The 384-nt window shown below is 38.0% G+C and carries 1 protein-coding gene; it reads left to right on the top strand.

Translation table 11 applies throughout. The features are described 5' to 3' along the window. Window positions 1-55 precede the first annotated feature (55 nt). Window positions 56-379: a hypothetical protein gene (locus GOU96_RS18410; protein ID WP_055065320.1), complete on the top strand. Its 324-nt coding sequence runs from the start codon at window positions 56-58 to the stop codon at window positions 377-379. Window positions 380-384: the final 5 nt, after the last annotated feature.

The following is a 384-nucleotide window of genomic DNA, read 5'->3' as shown; positions in this document are numbered from 1 at the left end:
CCCCTTAGGCGGGCGTTATAGCGCATTATAAAAATTGAAATTTAGGTAAATATTAATGAATAAATCAATCATAGTTGGTTCATTGGTGATTGGAGCTTGTGTTGTCGCTAGCCCCTTTATTTATGATTCAGTAAAAACAGCTCAGCGTGAGGAACAGCGCGAAAAAATCGCAGTGCAGATGGAAATTACAGATGTAATAGCACTAGGAAATGCTGCAAATCTTTACAAAGAATCACAAGGTAAATGCCCAAGTAAAGCTTCTGAAATGGTTGGGGTGATTATAAAAAGAGAACCTAAAGATCGCTTAGGTTTGGAATACAAAACGAAAGGAGATTGTCAGTTTGAATCGTTTAATGGAATAACTGCGAGCAGCCTTTGAGTTGC

The organism is Vibrio sp. R-1, assembly GCF_035615595.1.
Classification (GTDB): Bacteria; Pseudomonadota; Gammaproteobacteria; order Enterobacterales; family Vibrionaceae; genus Vibrio; species Vibrio cholerae.
This window is presented reverse-complemented; position numbering and strand designations above follow the sequence as displayed.

Coding starts and splice junctions, on each gene's coding strand:
- GOU96_RS18410 (WP_055065320.1), top strand. CDS start 56: ATGAATAAATCAATCATAGTTGGTTCATTGGTGATTGGAGCTTGTGTT.